Source organism: Nonomuraea sp. NPDC049758 (assembly GCF_040674635.1).
Lineage (GTDB): Bacteria > Actinomycetota > Actinomycetes > Streptosporangiales > Streptosporangiaceae > Nonomuraea.
Genome location: NZ_JBFAMZ010000019.1, coordinates 108,894 through 132,159, shown reverse-complemented (window position 1 = coordinate 132,159; position 23,266 = coordinate 108,894). Strand labels below are relative to the sequence as shown.

The window sequence follows — 23,266 nt, the reverse complement described above, 5'->3', positions numbered from 1 at the left end:
TACTGCGCGCATGGCTACATATGTCATCGTCGGCGCGGGCCTTGCGGGAGCCAAGGCCGCGCAGACGTTGCGCGAGGAGGGCTTCGCCGGCGAGGTCGTGCTCGCCGGCGCGGAGAGCGAACGCCCGTACGAACGGCCGCCCCTGTCCAAGGAGTACCTGCGGGGCGGCGGCGAGCGGGAGAAGATCTACGTCCACGCCCCCGGCTGGTACGCCGACAACGACGTGGAGCTGCGGCTCGGCCTGCCCGTCACCCGCATCGAGCCCCGCAACCACGTCGTCAGGTTCGCCAACGGATCCCGGCGGGCCTACGACAAGCTGCTGATCGCGACCGGGGCGACGCCGAGACGCCTGCCCGGCCCCGCCTACTACCTGCGTACCGTCGAGGACTGCGAGGCGCTCAGGCGGCGCTTCGCCGAGGGCGGCAGCGTCATCGTGGTCGGGGCGTCCTGGATCGGGCTGGAGAGCGCGGCGGCGGCCCGCGCGGCGGGCTGCCCGGTCACCGTCGTCGAGCCCGAGCCCACCGCGCTCAACCGGGCGCTCGGCCCCGAGCTGGGCGCGGTGTTCGCCCGCCTGCACGCCCGCAACGGCGTGGACCTGCGCTTCGGCACCGCCGTCGCCGAGGTCACCGGCACCGGCGTGCGGCTCAGCACGGGGGAGCGGCTGACGGCCGACCTCGTGGTGGCCGGCATCGGCGTCGCGCCCGAGGTCGAGCTCGCCCGCGACGCGGGCCTTGAGGTCCGGCACGGCATCCGCACCGACGCCTCCCTGCGCACCTCGCACCCCGACGTCTACGCCGCCGGCGACGCCGCCGAGCCCTTCCACCCCCTGTACGGCCGGTACGTCCGCGTCGAGCACCGGTCGGGCGCGCTCAAGGGCGGTCCGGCCGCCGCCCGCGCCATGCTCGGCCAGGACGTCGTCCACGACGACATCCCCTACCTCTTCACCGACCAGTACGACCTGAGCATGGAGTTCACCGGCGACACCGGCGGCCACGACGAGATCGTCTGCCGGGGCTCGCTGGAGGACCCGCGGTTCGTCGCCTTCTGGCTGCGCGCGGGCCGGGTGGTCGCCGGCATGAGCGTCAACACCCGGGACGCCGTGCCGGAGATCCAGGAGCTGATCAGGTCGGCCGTCGTCATTGACCGAAAGGAGTTGACGACGGGTCCGCCGTGATCGGGTTGTCGTCCTTGGGCTCGGCGGTCTTGCGCGGCTTCCTGGGCTGCTTGGTGGCCTGCGGCACCTTCTTCGACGTGCACTGGACCGCGCAGCGCGGCGTCTCGCCGAGCCTGCCGCGCAGCGCCAGCGTCTCCTTGCGGGGGGAGAGCGTGCGGTTGCCGGAGCGCCAGGCGTCCAGGTAGTCCCACGGCTCGACCATGCCCCGGCGCACCCACCAGTAGGCCGGGCCGGTCTTCCAGGAGATCGCGAAGTAGAGGTTGGAGCCGGCGTCGCGGGCGTTGCCCGACCTGCCCACCCGGCCGAGCAGCTGCCCGGCCTTGACCCGCACGCCGGGCCGCACGCCGTCGGCGACGGAGTCGAGGTGGCCGCCGAGGTAACGCACGCCGTCGTCGCCGACGATCGTGACGAACCGGCCCTCGCGGTCGGCGCCCTTGTCGGTGGAGGGCGCCCACCGGTTCTTGACGTTGACCTCGTCCACGACGCCGTCCACCGGCGCGACGAACGAGCAGCCCTGCGGGGCCCAGATCGTCGTCTTGGGCAGCACCAGCAGGCTGCGCTGGTAGGTCGTGCCGCAGCCCTTGACCGGGAACGTGTAGGTGAACTTAGACAGCTTGGGCGGCGGCACCTTGACCGGGTCGTCCCCCTTGGGCGGCTGCTCGGCCTGCTGCTCGCCGTCCTGGCCGGACGGAGCGGGCGAGGGGATGGTGGCGGTGACCGCCGGGGTGACGGTGGGCGTGCCCGTGGCCGGGGCCGTGGAGGGCGACTGGGCGCTGACGCCCGCCACCCCGGTCGCCTGGGCGCAGGCGCCGGTGAGCAGCACGGCGCCGGCTACAACCGCCCACCGTACGATATGCCCGGAATGCATAGTCTTCCTCACCCGTGTCACCGTTTCCACCGACAACCCTCACCTTTGTAGCCGACCACGGGACTCCGCATCACCAGTTTCCCGCTTTAGCAACCCAGAGGTGACGCGCGTCTTCCCCGGCCGTCGACAGCCCGTGCCACGCCGTTCACCGGCCGCGGCACACCCCGCGAGGGGCGGAACCGTCGGTCGGGCGGAATAGACTCACCGGCGTGGCTGGCCGGATCCGTGATGTCGACATCGCGCTCGTACGCGAGCGTTCCCCCATCGCCGACGTGATCGGCGAGCACATCCAGTTGCGCAACGCCGGAGGGGGCAACCTCAAGGGCCTGTGCCCCTTCCACGACGAGAAGAGCCCGTCGTTCAACGTCACCCCCGAGCGCGGGATGTACTTCTGCCTCGCCGCGGAGACGCGGGTCATGACGTGGGAGGGCGTGCGCCCCATCGCCGAACTCGCGGGCGGCGTGCACCGGGTGCTGGCCGCCGACGGCACCTGGGTCGACGCGCCGTTCAGGTCGTTCGGCGTCCAATCGCTGATGAAGATCGTGGTTACCCGCAACGGGCAGCGCAAGGAGATCTTCGCGACCCCGGAGCACCGCTGGTTCGTACGGTCCGGGCGGCGCCGCGACAAGCGCGCCGAGGTCATCACCCAAGACCTGAAGCAGGGGCACCGCCTTGCCTCGGTGTTCCCCGGGTCGCGCATCAAGCGCACCACTCCGTCCCCGTTCGGCGTGGCCCACGGCATCACCTTCGGCGACGGCACCCGCGCGGGCTCGGGCAGCAGGGCCACGCTCGACAGTGTCAAGGACGCCCAGCTGCTCAAGTGGTTCCCGCTCAGCTTCGTGACGGAGGGCGGGGGCGGGAAGTCGGGCAGGAGGCAGCTCCTGGTCCACCACCTGCCGCGGTTCTTCAAGGAGCTGCCCGCGCTCGACGAGTCCGTCTCCTATCTCTACGGCTGGCTCGCGGGCTACCTCGCCGCCGACGGGCACGTCGCCAAAGACGGCACGATCATGCTCAACTGCGCCGACCGGGAGACGCTGGAATATGTCCGGACGATCTGCACAAGGCTTGGCATAGGCACGTACGGCGTCACGGAGCAGGTCCGTGTGGGCTTCCCCGGCCGCGAGCCGAGTTCGATCTTCCGCGTCCACTTCGTCAACGACGACCTGACCGAAGACTTCTTCCTCATCGACGAGCATCGGCTACGGTTCTCCGGCGCCTCCAAGGCGTTCGCCCGGCGCGGCTGGGTGGTCCAGTCGGTCGAGGAGACCGACCGGGTGGAGGAGGTCTTCTGCGCCACGGTCGAGCACGGGCACGCCTTCGTCCTGGAGGACAACCTCCTCACCGGCAACTGCTTCGGTTGCGGGGAAGGCGGCGACGTGATCACGTTCGTCGAGAAGATCGAGCATCTGCCGTTCGGTGAGGCGGTCGAGCGGCTGGCCCAGCGGGCCGGCATCCAGCTCCAGTACGAGCAGGGCGGCTACGTCCCCAAGCGCGACCACGGCGAGCGGGCCCGGCTGATCGAGGCCCACCGGGTGGCCGCCGAGTTCTACGCCGAGAAGCTGTTCGGGCCCGACGCGGCCCCGGGGCGGCGGTTCCTGTCCGAGCGCGGCTTCGAGCGCGCCGACGCCGAGACGTTCGGCGTCGGTTACGCGCCGGCCGAGTGGGAGGCGCTGGCGCGCCACCTGATGGGCCGCGGGTTCACCGCCGACGAGCTGGTCAAGGGCGGCCTGGCCAAGGAGGGCAGGCGGGGGCCGATCGACCGGTTCAGGGGGCGGCTGATCTGGCCGATCAGGGACGCCACGGGTGACGTGATCGGATTCGGCGCACGCAAGTTGCTCGATTCCGACGATGGTCCGAAATATCTGAATACGCCTGACTCGCCGCTTTACAAGAAGAGCCAGGTCCTTTATGGCATTGATCTCGCCAAACGAGAGATCAGCAAGCGCGCCCAGGCGGTGATCGTCGAGGGATACACCGACGTGATGGCCTGCCATCTGGCCGGAGTTCCGACCGCGGTGGCCACCTGCGGCACGTCGTTCGGCGAGGAGCACATCAAGATCCTGCGCCGGTTCCTGCTCGACCAGGCCGAGTTCCGCGGCGAGGTCATCTTCACCTTCGACGGCGACGCGGCCGGCCAGAAGGCGGCGCTGCGGGCCTTCGCCGACGAGCAGAAGTTCGTCACGCAGACCTACGTCGCGGTGCAGAGCGACGGCCTCGACCCGTGCGACCTGCGGATCAAGCAGGGCGACGCGGCGGTGCGCGACCTCATCGCGAGCCGCGAGCCGCTGTTCCAGTTCGCCATCAGGAGCACCATCTCCCGCTACGACCTGCGCAGCAACGAGGGCAAGATCGCCGCCCTCGACGCGGCGGCGCCCATCGTGGCCGGGATCAAGGACGTCGGCCTGCGCAAGCGCTACGCCATCGACCTCGACCGCTGGCTCGGGTTCATGGACGAGCGCTTCGTCATGCAGCGCATCGGCGAGGTGGCCAACACCCAGCAGGGCCGCCCCCAGCGCGCCCCCAAGGCGGCTCCCGTCGATCCGAGCGTGCGGGTGGAGGGCGAGCTGCTCAAGCTGGCCGTCCAGCGGCCGGCGCTGCTCGGGCCGCGCTTCGACGCCCTCGACCCGCAGGCGTTCACCGCGCCCGACCACGTCGCGCTGCACAAGGTCATCCAGGCCGCCGGAGGCGCCGGCTCGGCCGGTCACGGCGGCCGTGAGTGGGTCGACCGGCTGCTGGAGCACGCCCACGACGAGGGCACCAGGGCGCTGGTGACGCGGTTCGCGGTGGAGCCCGTCCAGGCCGACGCGCACGCCGAGGAGCGTTACGCGGGGGCCATGCTGGCGGCCATCGAGGCGATCGCGGTCGACCGGGCCATCGCCCAGGCCAAGTCCCGCATGCAGCGCCTCAATCCGGTGGAGGAGCAGCAGGAGTACAACAAGCTGTTCGGCGAGCTGGTGGCGCTGGAGCAGCAGCGCCGGGTGCTGCGCGAGCGCGCCGCGGGAAGCTGACCGCCGGGGCGTTTTGATAACAGTTCGGCAGCGGGGACGGGCGGTGAACCGGATGGTTCGCGGGGAATCCCGGCCGGTCCGCGCTGCCGTAATGGGGCATCTCCGGCGTCTTCCGGGCAGCGAAAGAGATACGTCCGGCCGGCGGACGTCGCCGGACGTGGGATTCCAGACCGCGTAATTGACTTTTCTTTCCTGATCAAACTCCGGCCAAACCTTTACTCGATCTCAATTCGGTAATGCTGATCGTCTTACCTTCCGCAACAAAAATGGGTCTGCCATTTGATGGAACCAATACTGCAGACTGTCTCCCGTGGGTGCATCGGTGCTGCCAAGCGGGCCGCCATCGGTAGATCAGGTGGCGGACCTCGTCGCGAAGGGAAGGGAGCGCGGAAGCGTAACCGTCGATGACGTCGCCGCCGCGCTTGACCGATCCGAGCTGCCGTCCGACGCGCTGGAACGCGTCGTGCGGATGCTCGCAGAGAACGGCGTGGAGGTCCTCGAGCCCCAGGGCGACGAGGAGTCCACCCGCGCCGATGAGGAGGACGTAGGCAAGCGGGCGCCGACCAGCGATCTCGTCCGTATCTATCTGCGGGAGATCGGCCGCGTCCCCCTGCTGACCGCCGAGGAGGAGGTGGAGCTCGCCAAGTCGATCGAAGCCGGCCTGTTCGCCGAGGACAAGCTGGCCAACGGGGTCTCGCGTCTGGCCTTCCCGGAGTTCAGGGAGCTCGTCTGGCAGGGCACCAGGGCCAAGCAGCGGCTGATCGAGGCCAACCTCAGGCTCGTGGTGTCGATCGCCAAGCGGTACGTGGGCCGCGGCATGCTGTTCCTCGATCTGATCCAGGAAGGCAACCTCGGGCTCATCCGGGCGGTCGAGAAGTTCGACTACACGAAGGGCTACAAGTTCTCCACCTACGCCACCTGGTGGATCAGGCAGGCGATCACCCGGGCGATCGCCGACCAGGCGCGCACCATCCGCATTCCGGTGCACATGGTGGAGACCATCAACAAGCTCGTCAGAGTGCAGCGTCAGCTCCACCAGGACCTCGGCCGCGAGCCCATCCCCGAGGAGATCGCCAAGGAGATGGACCTCCCGGTCGACCGCGTGGTGGAGATCCAGCGCATCGCCCAGGAGCCGGTGTCCCTGCAGTCGCCGATCGGCGAGGAGGACTCCGACCTCGGTGACTTCATCGAGGACGCCGACGCCGTCGTGCCCATGGAGGCCGCCGCCTTCATCATGCTGCAGGACCAGCTCGACGACATCCTGGCCACGCTGTCCGACCGCGAGCAGCGCATCATCCAGCTCCGCTTCGGCCTGGCCGACGGGCATCCGCGCACGCTGGAGGAGGTGGGCAGGGAGTTCGGCGTGACGCGCGAGCGCATCCGGCAGATCGAGTCGAAGACCCTGGCCAAGCTCCGCCACCCGACGCGCGCTCAGATGCTCAGGGACTACCTGGACTGACCCTTCGACCCCGCGACGGGCCCGGCGATCGTGCCGGGCCCGTCCGCATGCCGGGCGGCGGGCTCAGGAGCAGCCCTCGAACGCATGCCGGGCGGCGGGCTCAGGAGCAGCCCTCGAACTGCGGCACGGCGATGTTGGTCAGGTCCAGGCCCGCCTTGCCGAACCACTTGTGCAGCAGCTTGCTCGCGGTCCCGTCCTGGTACATGTCGGTGATCGCCCGGTTCACCGCCTCGCAGCCCGGCACGTCGTCCTTGTGCAGGCCCACCCCGCTGCGCTGCTCGTTGAACTGGGCGTTGGCCAGCCGCAGCCCCGAGCCGTCCTGGTTGGCCAGGCCGGCCAGGATCACGTCGTTGGTGGTGACCGCGTCCACCTGCCGGTTCTTCAGCGCGCTCAGGCACGTCGCGTAGTCCTTGAACGGCACCAGCTTGGCCGCCACGCTGCGTTCCTCCACGACCCGCTCGGCGGCGTTCGAGCCCTCCACCGCGCAGATCCGGCGGCCCTTCAGCTGCCGGACGTTGTCCACCTTGTCGTCCGGCCGCGTCAGGATGTCCTGGTAGGAGATGTGGTACGGCCCCGCGAACAGCACCTTCGCCTTGCGGTCCATGCTGATCGTGTACGTCGCCACCACCATGTCGGCCCGCCCCTGGACCAGCACCTTGTCCCGGTCGCCGGCCAGCACGGGGATCAGCTTGAAGTCCTTGCCCAGCCGCTTGGCCACGTAACGCGCGACGTCGACGTCGAAGCCCTCGAAGGTGCCGTCCGGCTTGCGGAAGCCCACCGACGGCAGGTCGGGGCGGACGGCGATGACGATGGAGTCCTTGTCGAGGATCGACTCCCGGCCGCCGGTCCCGCAGGCCGCGGCGGCCACCGCGGTCAGGGCCAGGGCCGCTACCAGTGCCCGCTTCAACGGTACTCCTTGAGTCTCGGCCACACCCCGGCGATCATCAGCAGCCCGATCCCGGCGATCGCGAACGGCAGCAGCCGCCACAGGTTGTCCAGCGCGTTCTCGCCGGCGTCGATGGCCTGGTCGAAGGTGCGCTCGTGCCGTTCGGCCAGGGCCACCAGGGCCCGGTCGTAGGCGTCGAACGCGGCGGTGACCGGTTCGAGCTTGGCGGTCACGGCCTCGGCGGTCCTGCCCTCCAGCGCCAGCGCCCGGAAGGAGGTGTCGGCCTTCTGGAAGGCCCGGTACGCCTCCAGCACGCGGACGCCCTCAGGGCCGGTCAGTTCGGGCCCCAGCATGCCGCGGGCCGCGCCTGCGTCGGCGGCCACCTTCGCGTGGTACTGGGTGAGGTTGCCCGATTCGAAGTAGACGACCGTCTGCGACTTGTCCAGGAACGTGTGCTCGTAGGTGTCGGCGCGGTCCTTGTCGAGCAGGTACCGGCTCTGGTCGCCCTGCATGCTGTTGCTGATCGCGCGGGCCTTGGCCAGCGTCAGGACGGAGTCGAAGCCCTGTGTCTTGGCCGTGCGCAGGTCCGTCTGGTCCTGGCCGAGCACGTTCACGCCGAGGATCAGCGAGACCACGGTGGCCAGCGTGGCGACCAGCAGCGCCGGGCCGAACACCCGGCGGAACCGCCGGGCCAGGAAGATCTGGAGCCAGATCAGGCAGCCCAGCGCGAGCAGCCCGGCCAGCAGCACCGCGGAGCGCAGCAGCGGGACCATGGCGTTCTTGTCGTCGTAGGTGCGGCGGACGATCGTGCCGCTCTCCAGGGTCAGGTTGTAGGCCTGCGGCAGCAGCACCAGCCGCATCAGGTCGGTGGCCTGCCGGTAGGTGCCCACGACGGCGTCCGGCGGCGCGCCGGGCGCGTGCCGGGACTGCTCGTTCAGCAGCAGCGCCTGCCCGGCGAGCCGTTCGTAGCGGCCGAGGCCGTCGAGCACCGACTGCACGGTCCGCCGCTCGGCGGCGTTGTCGCCGGCCAGCTCGAACGCCTTCAGCAGCGCCTGGTTGGCCTCCGTGCGCCGCCGCTCGTACCGGTCGACGGCCTGGCGGCGCTGCTGGCCGTACTGGTCGCCCATGACCAGCGCGTTGGCGACCTGGGCGTCCATGTCGCTGAGCGCCAGGTAGAGCCCGGCGGTGGCGACGACCTGCGGCCCGGCGTCGCGGCCGATGACCTGCAGCCCGTCGCCGGCGGTCAGGCTGCCCACCCCGAGCGCCGCGAACAGCAGCGCGAGCGCCGCCACGGTGACGCCGGAGATGACGCGGATGCGGCCGGGCACGCTGCGGCGCGGCAGGGGGGCGGGGGCGCCCGCCGGGACGACGGCGCCCGGGTTCTGCACCAGGGTCACGGTGTGCCCTCCCTGATGGTGATGACGGTCCAGGCGCCCAGGTGGATCCGGTCGCCCGGACCGACCCGGACGGGCGTGTTGATCTCCACCGTCCTGCCGTTGACCTGGGTGCCGTTGGCCGAGCCGGGGTCCACCAGCGTCCAGGTGCCGTCGGGCTGGGCCAGCAGCACGGCGTGCAGGTGCGACACGCCCGGGTCCTCGGGCGGGCCGGTCAGGTCGATCTCCGGCGCCAGGTTCCTGGCCTTGCTGCGCCGCCCGATGCGCACCTGCTCGCCGACCAGCCCGAACGAGCGCTCGGGACAGTACGGCGGGAAGGCCATGCGCGCCGCGTCGGGACCGCCCTCGGCGACCACCTTCTCGTAGTAGGTGCGGTCGGCGGCGGCGACGGCCTCCCACCGCGCCCCCCGCACCGGGAGCGGGACGCCGCCCCCGCCGCCGGTGAAGTCGTGGCCGCACACCTCGCAGAACTGCCCGGCGCGCGGCGTCTGGCAGACCGGGCAGGCGTCGTCACCCCCGCCGGCGCCCGCCGCCGGCTGGGGCTGGGACGCGGCGGGCGTCCCGGCCATCTGCGCGCCGCAGACGTCGCAGTAGTCGTCGGAGCCGGAGGCGTGCCCCTGAGGACAGGTCGCCATCAGCCCTCGCCCTTACGCAGCCGGCTGGTGCGGACGGAACCGGTGTCCAGCTCGATCTCGTCGGCCTTGTCCACGTTCCTGCGCAACCGGGCCGTGCCGGTCGCGGGATCGACCTCCACGACCTTCTCCAGCAGCCGGGCGGTGTCCTCGCGGCCCGACTCCGCGGCCAGCTCCCTGGCCTTGGCCAGGCGCGCGGTCGCGGCCTCCACGTCCCCGGCGGCGCGGGCGCTGAGGCCGTCCTGGATGAGCTCGTGCAGCTCGGCCTGGCCGGTGTAGTGGGCGACCTTCCGGTTGATCTGCGTGGACTGCGCCAGGTCGTCGGTCCACTGGGCCAGCACGTTGCCGCTGGCCACGACGTCCTGGGTGTCGGGGCGCACCAGCTTCACCCAGCCCGCCCTGATCTCCTGGCCGATCTGGCCCGGCGGCACCTCCACGCACAGGTGGTACTCGCGTTCCTCCTGACCCCACGAGCCGGTCGGGTAGTCGCCGGTCAGCGGGTTGACGTCGGTGCGCTTGCCGGTCAGGTCGAGCAGCGTGGGGGAGACCTGCTTGACGAACTTCAGCTTGGCGGTCTGCGGCACCAGCACCCGCAGCGACAGGTCCGCCACGGTCTTGCTCATCGACGTCTGCGTCACCCGGCGGAAGAACTCGGCCAGATCACTCTGGTTCCGTACGAACTCGAACGAGCCGAGCATCGCCTCGGCGACCTTCCGCAGCTCGGCGGGCACCCAGTCGTCGCCCACGCCCAGGCTGTCGCAGACGAACTTGCCGCTCCACCCCTGCAGCACGGCCCCGAACACCTCGGGACGCTCGTTGTTCTGGCCGTCGGTCATCAGCAGCGCGTGCCTGATCGCGTTCGGGTAGCCGCTCAGCAGGTGCCCGGCCAGCTTCAGCCACTCGCCGATGGCCGTGCCGCCGTGCGCGAGCAGCCTGCTGATCGCCCGCTCGGCCTCGGCGCGGGTGGCGGGCGTGGCCCTGACCAGGTTGGCGTTGCCGCCGGGGTAGACGACCTTGGCCCGCTCGGTCCCGGCGATCACCGCGAAGTGCACGCCGTCGCGCAGCGCGTGCACGGCCGCCGCCGCGGCCTGCCGGGCCTCGCGGATCTTGCCGCCGCTCATCGAGCCGGAGGTGTCGACGATGATGACCTCGGCCGCCTCGGTGGGCGCGGCCTGGGCGAAGCCGCCGCCGGAGGAGGCCACGGTGAGGATCGCGTGCACCTCCCGGGCGTCGGTGGACAGGTACTTGTTCTGGTCGATGTTCAGCGTGAACGTGGGCTGGTCACCCATGCGTTTCTCCTAGGGGGATGAGAACGATTGTCACGTTGTCCTGGCCGCCGGAGGCCAGTGCGTGGCGCAGCATCTCGCGGGCCATGTCGAGAGGGGTTCCCGTCTGCGGGAACCGGTAGCCGTCCAGGTAGCGCCACAGCCCGTCGCTGCACACCAGCAGCAGGCCGGGCGCCCCCGGGGCGAGCGTGCGCACATGCAGCGACACCTCGCCGGAATCCGCGCCGAGCCACGCGGTGATCTCGCCGGTCGGGACCACGTCGTCCGCGGTCAGCAGCACGCCCTGCCCGGGGGCCTCGCCGGGCAGCCAGTACGCCCGCGTGTCGCCCGCCCAGCTCAGCGTGATCCCGCCGGGGCCGGCGACCGCGGCGACGTAGGTGCAGGCGGGGGCGTCGTCCACGGAGGTCGCCAGGGCGGTCACCGCCTTTCCGGCCAGCTCGAACGCCTCCTGCGCGGAGGCTCCCCTGGCCAGGGCGGCGCCCGCGGTCTCCACCGCCGCGGCCGAGGCCTGGTCGGCCCGCGGCGAGCTGCCCACGCCGTCGCACACCACCGTGATCACGGCGTCGCCGGTGGTCAGCAGGGCCACGGCGTCCTCGTTGCGGGCGCGCCGCAGGCCCTTGTCGGTCACGGCGGCGGACCCGCCGTCCAGGACGGCCTCGGCGTGGTCGCGGCCGGTGGGCTGGCGGGCGCCGCAGAGTTCGCAGTAGCCCTCCGCGTCCACCGCGGCCGCGCCGCAGGAGGTGCAGACCGGCGCGCGGAGCGCGTGGCCGCACCGCTCGCAGTAGACGTCCCCCTGGACGACGGGGGACGCGCACATCGGGCAGTTCTGGGGGGTGGGTTCGGTCACAGCCACGTCCTCGGTCGTACGGCGTTCGCCTCGTCGATGAGCGCGTGGCGTTCATGGCGGGAGCCGGCCGCCACCGCGAGCTTCCGGTAGATCGACTCCAGTCGCCTGCGCAGCCCCGGTTCGGTGAAGTCGGCCTCGGCCAGCTTCGTCCCGGGCGGCGCGGGGTTGTCGTCCAGCCAGGCCAGCGCGCAGCGCAGCAGCTCGGCGGTGAGCAGGTCGCGGCGGCGCGGGTCGAGGTCGGCCAGGTTGGCCAGCCGTCCGGCCGCGCCGACCAGGTCGGGGGCGGACACCGTGCCCAGGTCGGCCCGGCGGAACACCGAGGCGGCCAGCGCCACCTGCGCCGCCACCCGGTAGCTGGAGGTGGGCGGCACCTCGTCCAGCACGTTGACGCGGCCCGTCCTGGCCAGCCCGAACGCGGCGCTGACGTAGGAGTGGTCGGTCCGCCAGACGGCGTTGTACCAGTGGGCCGACTGCCTGCCGGCGCACTCCAGCGCGAACGCCAGCGCCAGCTTGGGCGCGAGCTCGCCGGGCAGCGCCGACACGCAGGCGTCGAACATCGTCACCGCGGTGTCCGTCTGGCGCGTGGCCAGCGCGAGCACCCCGCGGTACCAGGTCGTCCGCCAGTCGCCGGGGAGCTGCTGTTCCAGCTCCGACAGCGCCACCGGCGTCTCGGCGGCGCCCGCCTCGGCCAGCAGCCTGGCCCGCATGAGCCGGGTCTCGGGCGTCGGCGGCATCGCCGAGAGCTGGTCGAACAGCTCCTTGCCGTCGAACCCGAGCAGGCCCGCCAGCGCGCCCGCCGCCGGGTCGAGCGGATCGACGTGCGGCACCGGCAGCTCGACCGCGACCGCGGCCGGGTCGAGCGGCCCGAACACCTCCTGGCGGGAGTCCGACAGTGCCGTCCACACGGCCGAGCGCTCGGGCCCGAACAGGGTCGAGGGCGCCGGGAACGGCACGCCCTCCTCGGCCGCGCTGATCTCCCGCAGCACCCCGACGAGCTGCTCCTCCATCTCCCACGCGCTCTGGAACCGGTCGGCGGGGTTGGGCGCGGTGGCCTTGCGCAGCAGCCGCGCGAACGACTCGTGCCCGCAGTCCTGCGGCAGCGGGCTGGCCACGCCGCCCTTGGCCGGGCTCCAGGACGGGATCGTCAGCACCGCCAGCGTCCTGGCCACCGTGTAGAGGTCGGAGGCCACGGACGAGGGATGGGTGTCCAGCTCGGGCGCGTGGTAGCCGACCGTCGCCCAGGACGTGCCGGGCGGCGAGCCGACCGGCTGGACGGCGCCCAGGTCGATCAGCTTGAGCCGCCGGCCGACCCGGATCACGTTGGCCGGCTTGAGGTCGCAGTAGACCAGGCCGTTCTCGTGCAGGTAGCCGAACGCGTGCAGGATCTCGCGGCCGTAGATCAGGGCCTCGCGCAGCGGCAGCGGGCCCTGGCGGCGCAGCTCGTGCAGGGACTGGCCGCCGACGTACTCCATGACGATGTAGCCGAGGCCGCCGGAGAGCTGGAAGTTGAGGATCTTGACGATGTTCGGGTGGTCGACCGTGGTGAGGAACTTGCGCTCGGCCTCGGCCGCCGCCAGCGCCTCGGCGTCGTTGGTGTTGAGCAGGCCCTTGAGCACGACCCAGCGGCCGTCCAGGGCCTCGTCGGCGGCCAGGTAGATCCAGCCGAGGCCGCCGTGCGCCAGGCAGCCGAGCACCCGGTACTGCCCGGCCACCATGTCGTCCTTGGCCAGCTTCGGGGTGAAGGAGTACGGCGTGCGGCAGTGCGGGCAGAACCCCTCCGTCAGCCCGGGACGGCCCTGCCGGGACCGGCCCACCGGCTCCCCACAGGCCGGGTTGGCGCAGAACCGCTTCTCCTCCGGCACCTGCGGATCGGCCATCACGGCCGTCGCCGGATCCCGGTACGGCACGGACGGCAGGTCGGCGATGCCGCCCAGCACCCCGGCCCGCGACCTGCCGCTGCTGCTCACCGGCGAGGTCAGCGACCGGCTCACCGGCTGGGTGTTCACCGGCCCCGAAAGCGGCCCCGAGAGCGGCCCCGAGCCTGGGGCCGACGCCTGCTGGGGGACGGACACCGCCGGGGGCGGCGCGGCCGCCGCGTAGCCGCACAGGTCGCAGTAGCCGTCCTCGATGGTGCCGGTGCAGCCCGGCTGCGCGCAGCGGGTCATGGCTTACCTCCGTGTATCGCGCGCTGGTAGGTCTCGACCGCGGCCGCCGCCTCGGTCAGGTCGCAGGGAGCGCTCCACAGCAGGGATCGTGCCCGCTCGAAGCACGCGGTGGCGTCGGGGTCCTCGGCCATGCCCTTGCGCACCGCCATGGCCTGGCAGGCGCCGAGCCGGCCGCGTAACTCGTCACGCCTGCCGACCAGGCCGTACAGGGCCTTGGCGGTGGCCCGCGCCCGGTCGGCCGCCTTCTCCGCCTCGCTCTCCACGCTCGCCAGCCGCCTGGCCCGCACCATCCAGGTGTCGGCCGAGGCGTCGAGCGCGGCCAGCTCGCCGGTCAGCTCCTCGACCCGGCTGCGCGGACCGGCCTGCGGCGGCAGGGCGATCTTGACCACCACCGCGCCGTGGGCCAGCCTGGCCTCGCTCTCGGCCGCGCGTACCCGGTCGAGGGCGGCCACCAGGTCCTCGCGGCGCCTGGCGTACTCGCGTCTGACCACGATCGCCTGGTCGATCTCCGCGCGGGCCCCGGCCAGCACGCGGGCGACCCCGCCGAGGTCGGGGCCGACGCCCGCGCCGAGCGGGTCGGCGAGCAGGGCCGCGCGCATCCGCCGCAGCTCCGCCTCCTGCGCCTCCAGGCCGGCGCTCTCGCCCAGCTCCCGCTCCAGATCGCGGATCTCGCGCAGGACGCGGTCGGCGTCGTCGAGCCGGGGCAGGACGGCGTTCCACACGGCGTCGATGTCGTTGAGCGCCGAGGTGACCTCGCGGAAGGCGCCGTCCATGCGGGCGACGGTCTCGTCGAGGGTCAGCCGCTCGTCGGCCTCGGGCAGCAGCGAGCGCTGCTCGACGGGCTTGGCCGCGGCCCGCAGCACGACGGACGTGCCCGACAGCAGCCGGGTCAGCTCGTCGAGCTGCTCGGACCCGAGTCTCGCGCGCGCGGCCCTGACCTGCTCGGCGTCGCGCAGCACGGCCCGGTAGGCGTCGTTCAGCAGCCACAGCCGGGTCAGCGCGGCCTGGACGGCGGCCCAGCGCTGCCGCGTCACCCCGTCCAGCGCCGCGCCCTTGAGCAGCTGGTACGTGGTGTGGGATTCGAGATCGAGCAGGTCGCCGGAGATCCGGTCACGTTCGTCGGCCCGAGCGCGCAGCGCGTACTCGGCGCCTTCCCTGCTCATGGGTGGTCCCAGACTCATCACGCTCCCCGTGAAGAGGGCCCCCGATGCCCCGTGTCCTACCGGCTCAACGGGAGTCTTGACCGGTTGGTTCCAAAGGGTAGGGGTGACCCTGACTTGTCCCTGATTCAACCCTCGGTCACCTGCAAACGGCTTAACGGATCTCCTACGGTGGAGACATGGCACGCATCCTTCTGATCATCGCCGCGATCATCGTCGCACTGCTTCTCGTCGGCCCGCTCGTGGGTTTCGTCTTCACGCTTCTCAAGTGGGTTCTCATCATCGGCGCCGTCGTCCTCGGTGTCACGTTCGTCGCGAAGTGGGCCAAGAGGCCGTAGCTTCCGCCCGCTTCCCAAGGCATAGTGAGTGAATGGAGGCGCGGCCGGCGGTTGACGATGCCGCGCTCGGGCGCGAGGCCCTGGCCGTGCTCGAGGCGAACTGGACGGGCAGCGGCACCGTGCCCGCGCCGGGTCTCTACCCGCACCAGTGGAGCTGGGACTCCGCGTTCGTCGTCATCGGCCTGGCCAGGCACCGTCCGGAGCGCGCCCGGGAGGAGCTGCTCAGTCTGCTGAGCGGCCAGTGGGCGACCGGCATGGTCCCCCACATCGTCTTCCACACCCGCGAGGCGTACTTCCCCGGGCCGTCGGTCTGGCGCTCTCAGGAGCACGCCTCCGCGCCCAGGGTCTACACCTCCGGGCTCACCTCCCCGCCGCTGCAGGCGCTGGCGCTGCGGTGGCTCTACCGGCACACCGGCGACGTCGCGTTCGTCCGGCGGACGTTCCCGCTGCTCGTCGCCCAGCACCACTACCTGGCCTCGGCCCGCGACCTCGGCGGCGCCGGACTGGCGGCGATCGTCCATCCCTGGGAGTCGGGCATGGACGACAGCCCGGCCTGGGACCAGCCGCTCGCCGCGCTGCCCGCCATCGGTTACGGCTACCGCAACGTGCAGCTGGCCGACCGCCACCCCGACAGCGACCACGACCGCTACGTCTGGCTGGCCATGCGGTACCGCGACGCCGGCTACCGCGCCGAGTACCTGCGCGACGAGCACCCGTTCGCGGTCGAGGACCCGATGTTCAACGGGATCTGGCTCGCCTCCTGCCAGGCGCTGGCCGAGCTGGCGCCGGTGGCGGGGGCCGACCCCGCGCCCCACGCCGAGCAGGCCGAACGCATCAGGCAGGCCATGCTCGACCGGCTCTGGGACGGTTGCTTCTACCCCCTTGACCTGCGCTCCGGCCGGCTGATCAAGGTCTGCACGGTGGGCGCGTTCGGGCCGCTGCTCGATCCCGGGCTGCCCAGCGACCAGCTGCACGCCTGCGTCGAGGTGCTGGAGTCGGCCCGGTTCATGGGCGCGACCGGCTACCCGGTGCCGAGCTGCGAGATCCGCGCCGCCCAGTTCGACCGCACCCGCTACTGGCGCGGGCCGTCCTGGGTGAACACCAACTGGCTGTTACGCCGGGCCGCCGCCGTCCACTCGCTCGACCAGCTCGGCCGGCAGCTCGCCAACGGCACCCTGCGGCTGGTCCGGCAGGCCGGGTTCCGCGAGTGCTTCGACCCGTTCGACGGCAGCGGGCGCGGGTGCAGGGACTTCTCCTGGAGCGCGGCGCTCACCCTCGACCTGCTCGCCGATACCGTGGAGATATGAGCATTCTTCGCCGCCTGCCCGCCGACGTGCGCCGATCCCTGGACACCCGGCCGGGGGAGCGGGTGCTGACGTTCACCGAGACCTCCGACGGTCACCTGGTCGCAACCAACCTGGCCCTGTTCCTGTCGGACGGGACGCGGGTGCCGTACGAGGAGATCGACAAGGCGTCCTGGGACGACGAGGGGCTGCGGGTCGTCACCACCGGCGGCGCCCGTCACTTCGAGCGCGTCGCCGAACCGCGGATGGTGCCCGAGACCGTGCGCGAGCGGGTGAACTCCACCATCGTGGTCAACAAGCGCGTCAGCCTGCCGGGGCGCGGCGGCGTCCGGCTGGTGGCCAGGCGTCCGCCGGGCGGCGAGGTGCTGGGCTGGACGCTCGTCTTCGACGACGGGCTCGATCCGACGGACCCGGGCCTGCGCGCGCAGGCCGAACAGGCCCTGGAAGGCGTCCGGCGCAGCATGGGCGTGTGAGGGATCACACGTCCGTGCCGCGCCGGATCTCGGGGCCGATCTTGGGGCCGGGCCCTCAGTAGGGGATGCCGGTCTCGCGGGACTTCCGTTCCGCGAGATCCTCCTCCTCGGGCCAGCCGCTGCCGGATCTGTGGTGGCCGTCGGAGCCGAGGAACGGGATCTTCTCCTGAAGCGTCCCGCCCACCTTCTCCCTGGCCGCCCCGGCCAGCCTCGACGCCTGCGCGCCGACCACCCCCGCGGCCTCCTGGACCCTCGGGCTGTCGGCCACACGCTGGGCCGCCCGCTTGATCTGTTCGTACCGCTCGCGGCCCGCCCTGCTGCCGAGCACGTAGCCGACAGCCAGACCGACCGCGAATGTCATCCGATAACGCATCTTGCACCTCCGCTGTCTCCCGGCCTACCCCAGTTGCGATGCGACACGCACTCCAAGAGTGCGCTAATCTATTCCTGCGCACGACGGAAGGGCCCAACAAGCCCGACCAGCAGGGCGAACGTTCGATCCCGCGTAGCTCAACGGCAGAGCAGCCGGCTGTTAACCGGCAGGTTATAGGTTCGAGTCCTATCGCGGGAGCTGTAGTCAGACAGCAACTCAGGCCCTCTCACCGAGACAGGTGGGAGGGCCTGAGGCGTTCCATGGGGACGTCCCCTCGCTGACATCCTCATCGGGAAGTTGTACGTTCACAGCGGTTCCAGTGACGTCCTCCGCGAGAAGCCGTTGACCACGTCTGGAGTACGGGCACGGTCGCCGGCGTCTCACTGACGTTGTTCGTGCTCACCCTGGCTGCCAGTGCCGCCTGCGTCGGATTGGGCGGCGGGCCGGTGACCGATGTTCTCGGCCTCGCGGTCGTCCTGGCCGGATCGGATGCCCTGGGCGCGTTCTCCTCTGCGCTGCCGGCCTGGCTCAGGCTGCGGCGACCTGGTGCCACGGTCGGCATCCGGGTGCGGAACGAGGGCGGGACGACGATCGAAGAGTCGCGGATCGCCGATGATCCGAAACCCGGAGCGATCAGGGCGCACCGCCGCGAGCCGACGAGGGCATGTCCTGAAAGGAGAGGGATTCACGCGTTGTAGTGGGTGAGTTACCGATTTTGGCGTTACGCGGGACAACGGGCGTTCGCGGCGGCAAGATGGGGGAGCCGGCCGGGTGCGGCCGGCAGCCGCGGGAAGTCGTGACGGGGGCGTGGAGAGGGCGCCGCCGGCAGGACGTGCCGCCGACCCGGAATCGGCGGGGCGCTCCGCTGAGCGAAATGTTGGTTGCCGCGTGCGTACCTGGATCAGGTCACTGCGTCCCTTCGATGTGCATGCCGTGCACGCGCTGTTCGAGCGCACCACGGACCTCCGCGAGGCGGAGCGTTTCATCAGGCTCTTCCACGCCGAGAACCCCTCCGCCGGCGGCCTGGCCGCCCGGCTGCGCGACGTCGCCAGAGACGTCGCCCGCCACGGCACCTACGTCCACACCTTCGAGGAGCTGGAGTTCGGCGCCCGGGTCGCCTGGCGCAACAGCGGCCGGTGCATCGGACGCCTGTACTGGCGTTCGCTGAAGGTGCGTGACCGGCGGGAGGTGACGACGGCCGAGGGCGTGGCGGTGGAGTGCGTGGCGCACCTGCGCGAGGCGACGGGGGAGGGGCGCATCAGGCCCACCGTCACCGTCTTCGCCCCGGACACCCCGGCCATGCCGGGCCCGCGGGTGCTCAACGACCAGCTCGTCCGCTACGCCGGGCACCGGCTGAACGGCGGCGGCGTCCTCGGCGACCCGCGCAACGCCGAGCTCACCGACCTGGCCAAGGAGCTCGGCTGGCGCGGCGGGCCGGGCCGGTTCGACGTGTTGCCGCTGGTCGTGCGGGCCGGGCTCGGCGACCCGCTGGTGTGCAACCTGCCGGGCGACGCCGTGCTGGAGGTGCCGCTGCTGCATCCCGAGTACGCGTGGTTCGCGGAGCTGGAGCTGCGCTGGCACGCCGTGCCGGTCATCTCGGACATGTGCCTGGAGATCGGAGGCGTCTGCTACCCGTGCGCGCCGTTCAACGGCTGGTACATGGGCACCGAGATCGGGGCGCGCAACCTGGCCGACTCCGACCGGTACGACCTGCTCCCCGAGGTGGCCAAACACCTCGGCCTGGACACCTCCACCGAGCGCTCGCTCTGGCGCGACCACGCGCTGGTCGAGCTCAACGTGGCGGTGCTGCACTCGTTCGAACGGGCGGGGGTGACGATCACCGACCACCACACCGAGTCCCGGCGCTTCCTGACCCACCTGGAACGCGAGGAGCGCGCCGGACGGCGCTGCCCGGCCGACTGGTCGTGGATCGTGCCGCCGCTGTCGGGCGGCGCGACCCCGGTCTTCCACCGCTACTACGACACCTGCGAGCTGACCCCCGCGTACGTGCACTGCCACCCCGCCCGCTGATGCGCTTGCCAGCCTCGCCCAGAACATGGTTCGGTTAGCGCATGGCGGAACTCGTGCTCTCATCGTCGGACCGGGGCGTGCTCACGCTGACCTTCAACCGTCCCGACACGCTCAACGCCTGGACGGACGCCATGGGCCGGCGCTACTTCGACCTGCTGGCCGAGGCCGAGAAGGACCCCGACGTCCGGGCGATCGTGGTGACCGGCGCAGGCAAGGGCTTCTGCGCCGGCGCCGACTTCAGGACGCTCGCCGCCATCCAGACCGGCTCCTACGACGAGACCCCCGACCCCCGTCCCAACACCTTCCCCACGACCATCGGCAAGCCGATCATCGCCGCGGTCAACGGCGCCTGCGCCGGGCTCGGCATGGTGCACGCGCTCGTCTGCGACCTGGTCTTCACGGCCGAGGAGGCCAAGTGGACGACCGCCTTCCCGCGCCGCGGCCTGGTCGCCGAGTACGGCCTGTCCTGGGTGCTGCCGCGGGTCATGGGCCAGCAGCGGGCCATGGACGTCCTGCTGTCGGGCCGGGTGTTCAGCGGGCGGGAGGCGTACGAGCTGGGGCTGGCCAACCGCGCGGTGCCGGGGGAGTCGCTGCTGGCGCAGGCCCAGGAGTACGCCAGGGAGCTGGCCGTGCACAGCTCGCCGGCGTCCATGGCGGTGATCAAGCGGCAGGTGTGGCAGGACTGGGACGTCACCCTGGAGGAGTCGGCCAGGAAGGCCGTCCACGAGATGCTGGCCTCCTTCGGCCGGCCCGACTTCGCCGAGGGCGTCGCCAGCTTCCTGGAGCGCCGCCCGCCGGACTTCCCGGCGCTGTGAAACCGCAGGCCGGAGGGGGTACGGGCGGAGCGCGCCGAGGTTAGGCGGCGATCCCGGCGGGGTAGGGCTGGGCGTGTCCGAAGGGTCCGCGGCCAGGCCGGGACGTGGGGACGTCCAGCGGGGGCACGTTCGGGGGGCGCGGTGCAGGCTTTCGTCATGAAGGAGATCGGCCGGGTCGGCTTCATGGACAAACCGGTGCCGCGGCCGGGTCCGCGCGACGCCGTCGTCCGCACCACCACCGCCCTCATCTGCACCTCCGACTCCCACACCGTCCAGGGCGGCATCGGGCCGCGCACCGACCTCACGCTCGGGCACGAGGGCGTCGGCGTGGTGCACGAGGTGGGCGAGGAGGTGCGTGACTTCCGGCCGGGCGACCGCGTCCTGGTGGGGGCCATCACCCCCGACTGGGGCGACCTCGCCTGCCAGGACGGCCATCCGTCGCAGTCGGGCGGCCCGCTCGGCGGGTTCAAGTTCGCCAACTCCAAGGACGGCGTCTTCGCCGAGTTCTTCCACGTCAACGAGGCCGACGCCAACATGGCGCAGATCCCCGCCGGGGTGCCGGACGAGACGGCCGTCTACTGCGCGGACATGCTCTCGACCGGGTTCATGGGCGCCGAGAACGGCGACATCCCCATCGGCGGGACGGTCGCCGTGCTGGCCCAGGGCCCGGTGGGCCTCATGGCCACGGCGGGCGCCCGGCTGCGCGGCGCGGGCCTGGTCATCGGGGTCGAGTCGGTGCCCCGCCGCAAGCGACTGGCCCGCGACTTCGGCGCCGACGAGATCGTCGACTTCAGCGCCGAGGACGTCGTCGAGGGCGTGCTCCGCCTGACCGGCGGGCAGGGCGTGGACACCGCCATCGAGGCGCTCGGCGCGGACGCCACCTTCCAGACCGCGATCAGAATCGTCAAGCCGGGCGGGACGGTCTCCAACACCGGCTACTACGGTCAGGGCGAGTTCGTCCGCATCCCGCGCGTCGAGTGGGGCGTCGGCATGGCCGAGAAGAAGATCACGACCGGCCTGTGCCCGGGCGGGCGGCTGCGCATGGAACGCCTGCTGCGCGTCCTTGCGGGCGGCCGGGTCGATCCCACGCCGCTGACCACCCACACCTTCCCCTTCGCGGAGATGGAACGCGCCTTCGAGGTCTCGGACAAGAAGCTCGACGACGTGGTGAAGGTGATGATCACCTTCCGGTGACGACCTCGGAGGAGAACGCCGGTCATGCTCGATCTCGATCCACCCTTCCGCCCGGTGCGCCACCGGGAGGGCTACCCGGCGCTGGAGGACCTCGGGCTCATCGGCGACGGCACGACGGCGGCGCTGGTCGCCCTCGACGGCTCGATCCCGTGGTTGTGCCTGCCGCATTTCGACAGCGACCCGGTGCTGTGCGGCCTGCTCGACCGCGAGCGCGGCGGCTGCTTCACGCTGACGGCCGACGACCTGCGCGAGGCCAGGCAGTACTACGAGCCGGACACCGCCGTGCTGGTCACCGAGCTGCGCGGCCCGTCCGGCGTGGTCCGGATCACCGACGCGCTGGTCCTGCGGGCCGGCGCCGACCTCAGCGACGACGCGGGCGGCGGACGGGGCGAACTGGTCAGGTCCGCGGTCGTCCTGGCGGGGGACGTGCGCCTGCGGGCTGAGCTGGCGCCGCGCGGCGGCGGACAGGCCCGGATGCTCGGCAGCGGACTGGAGGTACGCGCGTCCCGCCGGCCCGACCTGCGGCTGCACCTGCGCTCCAACCGGCCGCTGACCGGGCTGCGCACCGTGCACGACCTCCAGGAGGGCGAGCGCCTCGACCTGGTGCTGTCGTGGGGGCGCATCCACCGTCACCACCGGTTCGACCCCGAGGCGATGGTGCGGCAGACCGCCGACGCCTGGCGGCGCTGGATGGGCGCGTGCACCTACCAGGGGCCGCAGGAGGCGCTGGTCCGGCGTTCGGTGATCACGCTGAAGCTGTGCGACGACTGGGTGAACGGCTCGCTGGTCGCGGCGCCGACGTCCTCGTTGCCCGCGCCCGTCGGCGGGGTGCGCAACTGGGACTACCGCTACACCTGGATCCGCGACGCCGCCTACGCCGTCTTCGCGCTGCGCCGCGTCGGCTTCGCGGAGGAGGCCGACGGCTTCCTCGGCTGGGTCCTCGACGCCTTCGAGCAGAGCGGCCAGCCGCGGATCATGTACACGCTGCGCGGCGACCCCGTACCCGAGGAGGTCGTCGACGCCGACCTGGAGGGCTACCGGCGCTCGGCGCCGGTGCGGTGGGGCAACGGCGCGGCCGACCAGCGCCAGCACGACGTCTACGGCGAGGTGCTGGACTGCGCCGACCAGTGGCTGCTGCCGGGCCGCGACCTGCAGCCCGCGCTGTGGTCGGGGCTGTCGGCGCTGGCCGAGGCCGCCGCGCACACCTGGCGGCAGCCCGACCAGGGCATCTGGGAGGTACGCAGCCAGGGCCGGGTCTTCACCTACTCGGCGGGCATGTGCCAGGTGGCGCTCGACCGGGCCGCGGCCATCGGCGAACGGCTGGGCCTGGCCGGTCCGATCGCCAGGTGGCGCGCCACCGCCGAGGAGCTGCGCCGGCTGATCCTGGAGCAGGCGTGGGACGAGGAGGCGCAGTGCCTGAGCGAGCACCTCGACGGCGGCGGCGGCCTGGACGCCAGCCTGCTCGCGCTGCCGCTGCGCAAGGTCGTCCCGGCCGACGACCCGCGGATGGCGGCGACCACCGCCGCCATCGCCGAACGCCTGTCAGCCGGTGACGGCCTGCTCTACCGCTACCTGCACGACCGGTCGCCGGACGGCCTGCCCGGCGACGAGGGCGCCTTCCTGCTGTGCAGCTTCTGGCTGGTGGACAACCTCATCCTGCAAGGCCACCGGGCCCGCGCCGAGGAGCTGTACGCCTCCCTGTGCGCCCGCGCCGGCCCGCTCGGCCTGCTCCCGGAGCAGATCGACCCGGCCACGGGCGCGTTCGCGGGCAACTACCCGCAGGCGTTCAGCCACATCGGGGTGATCGCCAGCGGTGTCAACCTGGCGCGGGCGGGAGCGGCCCGCACGCCCTGACCGGC

Annotated in this window: 20 protein-coding genes and 1 tRNA gene; 12 read left to right on the top strand and 9 right to left on the bottom strand. The window is 72.0% G+C overall.

Annotation, left to right across the window (positions count from 1 at the left end; all coding sequences use genetic code 11):
- Window positions 1-10: 10 nt before the first annotated feature.
- Entirely contained in the window at window positions 11-1,174 is a 1,164-nt protein-coding gene (locus AB0J46_RS38780; RefSeq protein WP_364339524.1) for an FAD-dependent oxidoreductase, read from the top strand.
- Here the strand turns inward: AB0J46_RS38780 and AB0J46_RS38775 are convergent.
- Window positions 1,137-2,042 carry a peptidoglycan DD-metalloendopeptidase family protein gene (locus tag AB0J46_RS38775; protein ID WP_364339522.1) on the bottom strand — a complete coding sequence of 302 codons (906 nt, stop codon included), beginning with the start codon at window positions 2,040-2,042 and terminating at the stop codon, window positions 1,137-1,139. The genes AB0J46_RS38780 and AB0J46_RS38775 overlap by 38 nt on opposite strands.
- 209 nt (window positions 2,043-2,251) lie before the next feature.
- Here AB0J46_RS38775 and dnaG point away from each other — a divergent pair, with 209 nt between their 5' ends.
- Window positions 2,252-5,050 (top strand): DNA primase, encoded by a 2,799-nt coding sequence (gene dnaG / locus AB0J46_RS38770; protein WP_364339520.1) that lies wholly within the window; start codon window positions 2,252-2,254, stop codon window positions 5,048-5,050.
- A 322-nt stretch (window positions 5,051-5,372) separates the two neighbouring features.
- On the top strand, window positions 5,373-6,509 hold the full coding sequence (gene rpoD / locus AB0J46_RS38765) for an RNA polymerase sigma factor RpoD (protein ID WP_043627522.1): 1,137 nt from the start codon (window positions 5,373-5,375) through the stop codon (window positions 6,507-6,509).
- A 100-nt stretch (window positions 6,510-6,609) separates the two neighbouring features.
- Here the strand turns inward: rpoD and AB0J46_RS38760 are convergent, their stop codons facing one another.
- From AB0J46_RS38760 to AB0J46_RS38730, 7 genes are read right to left on the bottom strand one after another with little or no spacing between them, the layout of a single operon-like run.
- The gene (locus AB0J46_RS38760) at window positions 6,610-7,416 is read right to left on the bottom strand and encodes a transporter substrate-binding domain-containing protein (RefSeq protein ID WP_364339518.1); all 807 of its coding nucleotides are present in this window, start codon (window positions 7,414-7,416) and stop codon (window positions 6,610-6,612) included.
- Window positions 7,413-8,792, bottom strand: a complete 1,380-nt coding sequence (locus tag AB0J46_RS38755; protein WP_364339516.1) for a hypothetical protein — start codon at window positions 8,790-8,792, stop codon at window positions 7,413-7,415. The genes AB0J46_RS38760 and AB0J46_RS38755 overlap by 4 nt, the downstream gene beginning before the upstream one ends.
- Window positions 8,789-9,424 (bottom strand): FHA domain-containing protein, encoded by a 636-nt coding sequence (locus AB0J46_RS38750; RefSeq protein WP_364339514.1) that lies wholly within the window; start codon window positions 9,422-9,424, stop codon window positions 8,789-8,791. The genes AB0J46_RS38755 and AB0J46_RS38750 overlap by 4 nt, the downstream gene beginning before the upstream one ends.
- Window positions 9,424-10,710, bottom strand: a complete 1,287-nt coding sequence (locus tag AB0J46_RS38745; protein WP_358292189.1) for a VWA domain-containing protein — start codon at window positions 10,708-10,710, stop codon at window positions 9,424-9,426. Before AB0J46_RS38745 ends, AB0J46_RS38750 begins: the two co-directional genes overlap by 1 nt.
- The gene (locus AB0J46_RS38740) at window positions 10,703-11,554 is read right to left on the bottom strand and encodes a protein phosphatase 2C domain-containing protein (RefSeq protein WP_364339512.1); all 852 of its coding nucleotides are present in this window, start codon (window positions 11,552-11,554) and stop codon (window positions 10,703-10,705) included. Before AB0J46_RS38740 ends, AB0J46_RS38745 begins: the two co-directional genes overlap by 8 nt.
- Window positions 11,551-13,719 carry a tetratricopeptide repeat protein gene (locus AB0J46_RS38735; protein ID WP_364339510.1) on the bottom strand — a complete coding sequence of 723 codons (2,169 nt, stop codon included), beginning with the start codon at window positions 13,717-13,719 and terminating at the stop codon, window positions 11,551-11,553. Before AB0J46_RS38735 ends, AB0J46_RS38740 begins: the two co-directional genes overlap by 4 nt.
- On the bottom strand, window positions 13,716-14,882 hold the full coding sequence (locus tag AB0J46_RS38730) for a hypothetical protein (protein WP_364339508.1): 1,167 nt from the start codon (window positions 14,880-14,882) through the stop codon (window positions 13,716-13,718). Before AB0J46_RS38730 ends, AB0J46_RS38735 begins: the two co-directional genes overlap by 4 nt.
- A gap of 176 nt (window positions 14,883-15,058) precedes the next feature.
- Between AB0J46_RS38730 and AB0J46_RS38725 the strand changes: the two genes are divergently transcribed.
- The 3 genes from AB0J46_RS38725 to AB0J46_RS38715 are packed head-to-tail and all read left to right on the top strand — an operon-like array spanning window position 15,059 to window position 16,994.
- Window positions 15,059-15,217: a hypothetical protein gene (locus AB0J46_RS38725; RefSeq protein WP_364339506.1), complete on the top strand. Its 159-nt coding sequence runs from the start codon at window positions 15,059-15,061 to the stop codon at window positions 15,215-15,217.
- A gap of 32 nt (window positions 15,218-15,249) precedes the next feature.
- Window positions 15,250-16,524 (top strand): hypothetical protein, encoded by a 1,275-nt coding sequence (locus tag AB0J46_RS38720; RefSeq protein WP_364339504.1) that lies wholly within the window; start codon window positions 15,250-15,252, stop codon window positions 16,522-16,524.
- Window positions 16,521-16,994: a hypothetical protein gene (locus tag AB0J46_RS38715; protein WP_364339502.1), complete on the top strand. Its 474-nt coding sequence runs from the start codon at window positions 16,521-16,523 to the stop codon at window positions 16,992-16,994. Before AB0J46_RS38720 ends, AB0J46_RS38715 begins: the two co-directional genes overlap by 4 nt.
- Before the next feature lie 55 nt (window positions 16,995-17,049).
- Here the strand turns inward: AB0J46_RS38715 and AB0J46_RS38710 are convergent, their stop codons facing one another.
- Complete coding sequence (locus AB0J46_RS38710; protein WP_352318894.1) at window positions 17,050-17,367, bottom strand: YtxH domain-containing protein; 318 nt, start codon at window positions 17,365-17,367, stop codon at window positions 17,050-17,052.
- 126 nt (window positions 17,368-17,493) lie between these two features.
- On the opposite strand from AB0J46_RS38710, the gene AB0J46_RS38705 reads away from it, so the two are divergent.
- From AB0J46_RS38705 to AB0J46_RS38680, 6 genes are all read left to right on the top strand, one after another.
- Window positions 17,494-17,565, top strand: a tRNA-Asn gene (locus AB0J46_RS38705).
- A 197-nt stretch (window positions 17,566-17,762) separates the two neighbouring features.
- Entirely contained in the window at window positions 17,763-18,065 is a 303-nt protein-coding gene (locus AB0J46_RS38700) for a hypothetical protein (protein ID WP_364339662.1), read from the top strand.
- A 190-nt stretch (window positions 18,066-18,255) separates the two neighbouring features.
- Window positions 18,256-19,398, top strand: a complete 1,143-nt coding sequence (locus AB0J46_RS38695) for a nitric oxide synthase oxygenase (protein ID WP_364339500.1) — start codon at window positions 18,256-18,258, stop codon at window positions 19,396-19,398.
- 41 nt (window positions 19,399-19,439) lie between these two features.
- Window positions 19,440-20,213, top strand: a complete 774-nt coding sequence (locus AB0J46_RS38690) for an enoyl-CoA hydratase-related protein (RefSeq protein ID WP_352352551.1) — start codon at window positions 19,440-19,442, stop codon at window positions 20,211-20,213.
- A 156-nt stretch (window positions 20,214-20,369) separates the two neighbouring features.
- Window positions 20,370-21,407 (top strand): NAD(P)-dependent alcohol dehydrogenase, encoded by a 1,038-nt coding sequence (locus AB0J46_RS38685; protein ID WP_364339498.1) that lies wholly within the window; start codon window positions 20,370-20,372, stop codon window positions 21,405-21,407.
- A 24-nt stretch (window positions 21,408-21,431) separates the two neighbouring features.
- Window positions 21,432-23,261 carry a glycoside hydrolase family 15 protein gene (locus AB0J46_RS38680; protein WP_364339496.1) on the top strand — a complete coding sequence of 610 codons (1,830 nt, stop codon included), beginning with the start codon at window positions 21,432-21,434 and terminating at the stop codon, window positions 23,259-23,261.
- Window positions 23,262-23,266 lie beyond the last annotated feature (5 nt).

Excerpts from the sequence above, each read along its gene's own strand:
- AB0J46_RS38780 (WP_364339524.1), top strand. The coding sequence starts at position 11 with ATGGCTACATATGTCATCGTCGGCGCGGGCCTTGCGGGAGCCAAGGCC.
- AB0J46_RS38775 (WP_364339522.1), bottom strand. The coding sequence starts at position 2,042 with ATGCATTCCGGGCATATCGTACGGTGGGCGGTTGTAGCCGGCGCCGTG.
- AB0J46_RS38750 (WP_364339514.1), bottom strand. The coding sequence starts at position 9,424 with ATGGCGACCTGTCCTCAGGGGCACGCCTCCGGCTCCGACGACTACTGC.
- AB0J46_RS38745 (WP_358292189.1), bottom strand. The coding sequence starts at position 10,710 with ATGGGTGACCAGCCCACGTTCACGCTGAACATCGACCAGAACAAGTAC.
- AB0J46_RS38735 (WP_364339510.1), bottom strand. The coding sequence starts at position 13,719 with ATGACCCGCTGCGCGCAGCCGGGCTGCACCGGCACCATCGAGGACGGC.
- AB0J46_RS38730 (WP_364339508.1), bottom strand. The coding sequence starts at position 14,882 with ATGAGCAGGGAAGGCGCCGAGTACGCGCTGCGCGCTCGGGCCGACGAA.
- AB0J46_RS38725 (WP_364339506.1), top strand. The coding sequence starts at position 15,059 with ATGGCACGCATCCTTCTGATCATCGCCGCGATCATCGTCGCACTGCTT.
- AB0J46_RS38720 (WP_364339504.1), top strand. The coding sequence starts at position 15,250 with ATGGAGGCGCGGCCGGCGGTTGACGATGCCGCGCTCGGGCGCGAGGCC.
- AB0J46_RS38715 (WP_364339502.1), top strand. The coding sequence starts at position 16,521 with ATGAGCATTCTTCGCCGCCTGCCCGCCGACGTGCGCCGATCCCTGGAC.
- AB0J46_RS38710 (WP_352318894.1), bottom strand. The coding sequence starts at position 17,367 with ATGCGTTATCGGATGACATTCGCGGTCGGTCTGGCTGTCGGCTACGTG.
- AB0J46_RS38690 (WP_352352551.1), top strand. The coding sequence starts at position 19,440 with ATGGCGGAACTCGTGCTCTCATCGTCGGACCGGGGCGTGCTCACGCTG.
- AB0J46_RS38685 (WP_364339498.1), top strand. The coding sequence starts at position 20,370 with ATGAAGGAGATCGGCCGGGTCGGCTTCATGGACAAACCGGTGCCGCGG.
- AB0J46_RS38680 (WP_364339496.1), top strand. The coding sequence starts at position 21,432 with ATGCTCGATCTCGATCCACCCTTCCGCCCGGTGCGCCACCGGGAGGGC.